The following is a 3,631-nucleotide window of genomic DNA, read 5'->3' on the forward strand; positions in this document are numbered from 1 at the left end:
AAATGTTTCAATAGTGTTTACGACTGGAATTTTTTGTTCCAAAAGTAAATTATTAGCAAACTTCAAATAAAAATCACACATGTTATTCTTTCCCCTATTTATTTTTGTTCACATTAAATCCTTTTTTTTGTTCATATATTTTAAATATATTTATCCTATGGATTTATCCCGAAGGGTTCGGTTATAATATTAATATATTCTTATTTTTTTGTTCGTATAAACTACATATATAATGTGGTGAGAAAGGAGAAAGATGGAAAGAAAAATAAAAAAAATGAAAGGGTTTCTTAATACTATTAATTAACGGAGGAAAATAAAATGGAAAAAATCATCAGGAAAATCAGGATTGTACTTGGACTCAGACCGAAAGAATATGGCTGCTGGACGGACCAGCAGCTGGAAAAAGAACAGAAAGTAATTCTGGTGGTCCAGGAGGAGACCGCGACAGTGAAACAGATCACCGGGAATATATGGGATGCACTCGACGTGTATCTCATAACCCAGGGAAAATTTCGGAAAGCTGAAGAAGTGATATACGGAGAAATGGGGATTCATCGGTATATCTGCACAGAGAAAGCCGAAGCAAATGGTCTGGTGTACTACCGGGCCATCAAAGATTTCTAGGAATGGAATAAAAAAATCTGGAGGTGAAGTATGAAATACACAATCCTCGATAGAAACGGAAGAGAGATTGAGGATGCCGTCCTCCTTCCTGACGGGACGCTGGGAATGTATTTTGCGGATGCATGGGGCAGACTGTCCTGTGTATCCGTGGACGGAACACTTGTGGTGGACCGGCAGAACAAAACGGCAAACAAAATGGAATGAAGCAGCATGTGAAAAAAATTTAAGGAGGACATCATGAACAAAAACGTAGACAAAAACAGGATCGTACTTCTGGGAAATGAAAGAGATACCCACGGACAAAATGTGAATGAGTTCATCGTTGTCGAGGGGCTCCTGATCACAAGGTGGGTAGATGGCAAACCCATGATCGTGATGGAGCTGGAGGAAAGGGAAGGGTACGGGTATTGCACGGCACTCAGGCCGCTGGAAGGATTCGGAGCAATTTCAGTGCACATCACTCCTGACCGAGCCGAAGAGTGCCTGAAATTCCGCAACATCGAGCCTGCGATTTCCCGGACCGAATTCGACGGACTGTTAGAAAGTGAAAGCTATTAATTAGGTGGTGATTAAGATAGGATTACAAAAATCCTATCTTTTTTATTAACTTATTTTTTCAACTGTAGAACCAGGAACATTTATTCTGTCTTTTTTTATTTGATTTAACTTTAATTCTCCCTGCCAATTTTGTAAAAATGTTTTCCAAAATTCTTTACCAAAAACACTTTCTTCTGCTCTTTCTTTAGCTCTAAGAGAAGATACAAGAGAGGATGTTCCCATTACGATCATTGCATTTTTAAGCATTATATTCTTAACATTTATATCTTTAAAATATAAAGGAATCAAAGTTACACCCTCTACAATTTTATATTTTGGGTTTTTTATCATTTCATAAACACACTTATAATATTCGGGACTTGTTCTATTTCCCACTTTATTTTTACAATCGTCCAGATGACCATGATTCTTACCAGAAACATTTAGATCCGATAATATCTTATGTGATATCGTTGTTTTACCGGATCCTATTAAACCAACAATAAAAAGTCTTTTCATCTCACCGGATTTAAATTTCTCTATATCTATTGCCAAAGTGTCATCACTAAATATAGTATTGTTTTCTAATAATTTATCTACAAATTCCAAATAGAAATCCATCTATATATTATCTCCTATTTTTATTTTTGTTCAATATATTCAATTTTTTTTATACATAACAACCACATATATACTCTTAAGATATCTAAATTATCTGGAGGTGTTTATGATTAAATTGTTTTTTATCGTTATCATTCTTTTCAATTCTCTTCTTTTCGCAGGGGAGAAGTATGAAGACAAAAAAGTAGAAAAAGGAATAGGCTTTCATATCAATCCTAATGGTGGAATATCTATTATTTTCACCAATGATGATTTTCCTTTTAATCCTAGTCCTTTCAACCCACAGCCTCAACCTTCTCCTAATCCGTATCCTGATCCTTCATATGATAAGGATCTGAGATACATCATGACCAAATATAACGTATATGGGAGAATAGTTCCCATGATCATGAATGGCCAGGTCATTGGGAGTGCATTAGTAACGGGGAATAGGCAGACTCTGGATTATGTTTTCAGAGTTGTCAGGATTGAAGAGGTTGATGGGATGAGAGTTCAGATTCCAATTAACCAAGGAGGATATACAGTTCCCAATTGTAATGTCTTTGCAACTCAATTGGGGAATGTATACAGAGAGAAAGAAGAATGAGGACAAAAAAAATAAATTAGGAGGTGAGAATGACAAAGGATGAATTGATCAAAAGGCTAAATGAAATCAAGGATGAGGGAGGTGGAGAAGGAGGTCATATGGAAGCGGACGATTTGCTTTTGGAATATATCAATGATCCGGATATAAGCAAAGCCTTCAACGAAATAGAAAGATGGTATTCATGAAAACACTCAGTGGGTTCAATCTCAAACCTCTCAAATCATTTCCGAAAAAATCAAATCCCTTTCTCCATGACCTAGACAACATGGGAACCAACGTCGGGAACAATCTCGTGGTGATGTTCAGATCTCTTGAGAATGAAGAGGCAGAATTCCTGATCATTGTGAACAAGGTGACCGGGGAAAGGATCCTCGTTAAACCGACAATGTAATGAAGGCAAAAAAATAATTAGGGGGGAGGTGATCTTCATGAAGTGCCCATGGAGAAAAAGAGTCATACATTACAGAAACGAGAAAGACGGGTGTGGGGTTCCTATTCCGGAACAGGAGGTGGAGCAATGGGAACCATGCATCAAAGAAGAGTGCCCATTCTATAAAGGGAAGTTCCAAGCCAAACCTGGATGTGGAAGGGCAGAAAAGAGGGAGGAATAATCCTCCTCCCTCTCTCTTTTTTTATTCTTTACATTTCCAGTATATCGCCAGTTGTTTTTAATCCACCACCTGGAAGAGTAAATAATGCTACTTTTTCTCCGGATGGAAGTGTTTCTATTTTATCAAGCATGAAGATTAATTTAGTTACTTTTAATTCAATATTTAAATTTGGATTTGAATAGGAATCAATTGGTTCATATGCATTTACTTCTATTTTTTCATCAAACTTTCCACTATAATATATGAATGGAATTTCTATTGCATCGTTCAATTTATCATCCGGAACTTCCATTTCTTTTGTGAATTTATAATCCCCATGCCCGATTGTTAATATTGCTTTCATTTCCACACTCCATCTGCATCTTGAGGAACATATGACGATAGATCATTTAATTGTGAAGAATCACCTAAACATCTTGCAGAGCTGACATAATTTGTGATGGTGCTATAGGCGGAATATGTTCCTGTGCTATCATTCCTATAATTAAGAATATTAGCACCATTAATTCCTAATGCTGTTCCACTAGAAAATGCATCTTGATTTGCAGCTAAGAATACAAAATTCCAACTATACTTTTCTGTTTGATGTGTAACTCTTTCTCTAACCATTTCCATATCCCTAAAATATCTGCTAGCATTTTCCTGACCATCT

At 36.4% G+C, this 3,631-nt stretch carries 10 protein-coding genes; 7 read left to right on the forward strand and 3 right to left on the reverse strand.

The window, feature by feature from the left end; genetic code table 11:
- Positions 1-318 precede the first annotated feature (318 nt).
- The 3 genes from M0R36_11225 to M0R36_11235 are packed head-to-tail and all read left to right on the forward strand — an operon-like array spanning position 319 to position 1,182.
- Entirely contained in the window at positions 319-624 is a 306-nt protein-coding gene (locus tag M0R36_11225; GenBank protein MCK9556361.1) for a hypothetical protein, read from the forward strand.
- A gap of 30 nt (positions 625-654) precedes the next feature.
- Positions 655-828, forward strand: a complete 174-nt coding sequence (locus tag M0R36_11230; protein MCK9556362.1) for a hypothetical protein — start codon at positions 655-657, stop codon at positions 826-828.
- A 33-nt stretch (positions 829-861) separates the two neighbouring features.
- A complete protein-coding gene (locus M0R36_11235; protein MCK9556363.1) occupies positions 862-1,182 on the forward strand; it encodes a hypothetical protein in 321 nt (106 codons plus the stop codon).
- A gap of 45 nt (positions 1,183-1,227) precedes the next feature.
- Here the strand turns inward: M0R36_11235 and M0R36_11240 are convergent, their stop codons facing one another.
- On the reverse strand, positions 1,228-1,782 hold the full coding sequence (locus M0R36_11240; protein MCK9556364.1) for a hypothetical protein: 555 nt from the start codon (positions 1,780-1,782) through the stop codon (positions 1,228-1,230).
- A 106-nt stretch (positions 1,783-1,888) separates the two neighbouring features.
- On the opposite strand from M0R36_11240, the gene M0R36_11245 reads away from it, so the two are divergent.
- From M0R36_11245 to M0R36_11260, 4 genes are read left to right on the forward strand one after another with little or no spacing between them, the layout of a single operon-like run.
- Positions 1,889-2,368 (forward strand): hypothetical protein, encoded by a 480-nt coding sequence (locus M0R36_11245; GenBank protein MCK9556365.1) that lies wholly within the window; start codon positions 1,889-1,891, stop codon positions 2,366-2,368.
- Positions 2,369-2,397: 29 nt separating this feature from the next.
- Entirely contained in the window at positions 2,398-2,553 is a 156-nt protein-coding gene (locus M0R36_11250) for a hypothetical protein (GenBank protein MCK9556366.1), read from the forward strand.
- The gene (locus M0R36_11255; protein MCK9556367.1) at positions 2,550-2,759 is read left to right on the forward strand and encodes a hypothetical protein; all 210 of its coding nucleotides are present in this window, start codon (positions 2,550-2,552) and stop codon (positions 2,757-2,759) included. Before M0R36_11250 ends, M0R36_11255 begins: the two co-directional genes overlap by 4 nt.
- 37 nt (positions 2,760-2,796) lie before the next feature.
- Complete coding sequence (locus M0R36_11260) at positions 2,797-2,979, forward strand: hypothetical protein (GenBank protein MCK9556368.1); 183 nt, start codon at positions 2,797-2,799, stop codon at positions 2,977-2,979.
- Between the two features lie 28 nt (positions 2,980-3,007).
- On the opposite strand, the gene M0R36_11265 is transcribed toward M0R36_11260, so the two are convergent.
- Both M0R36_11265 and M0R36_11270 read right to left on the reverse strand, forming a co-directional pair.
- Positions 3,008-3,322 (reverse strand): hypothetical protein, encoded by a 315-nt coding sequence (locus tag M0R36_11265; protein MCK9556369.1) that lies wholly within the window; start codon positions 3,320-3,322, stop codon positions 3,008-3,010.
- The coding region (locus tag M0R36_11270) for a hypothetical protein (GenBank protein MCK9556370.1) at positions 3,319-3,631 on the reverse strand (313 nt) is incomplete at its 5' end. The genes M0R36_11265 and M0R36_11270, both read right to left, overlap by 4 nt.

This window comes from bacterium (assembly GCA_023228325.1).
Taxonomy (GTDB): domain Bacteria; phylum Auribacterota; class UBA6266; order UBA6266; family UBA6266; genus UBA6266.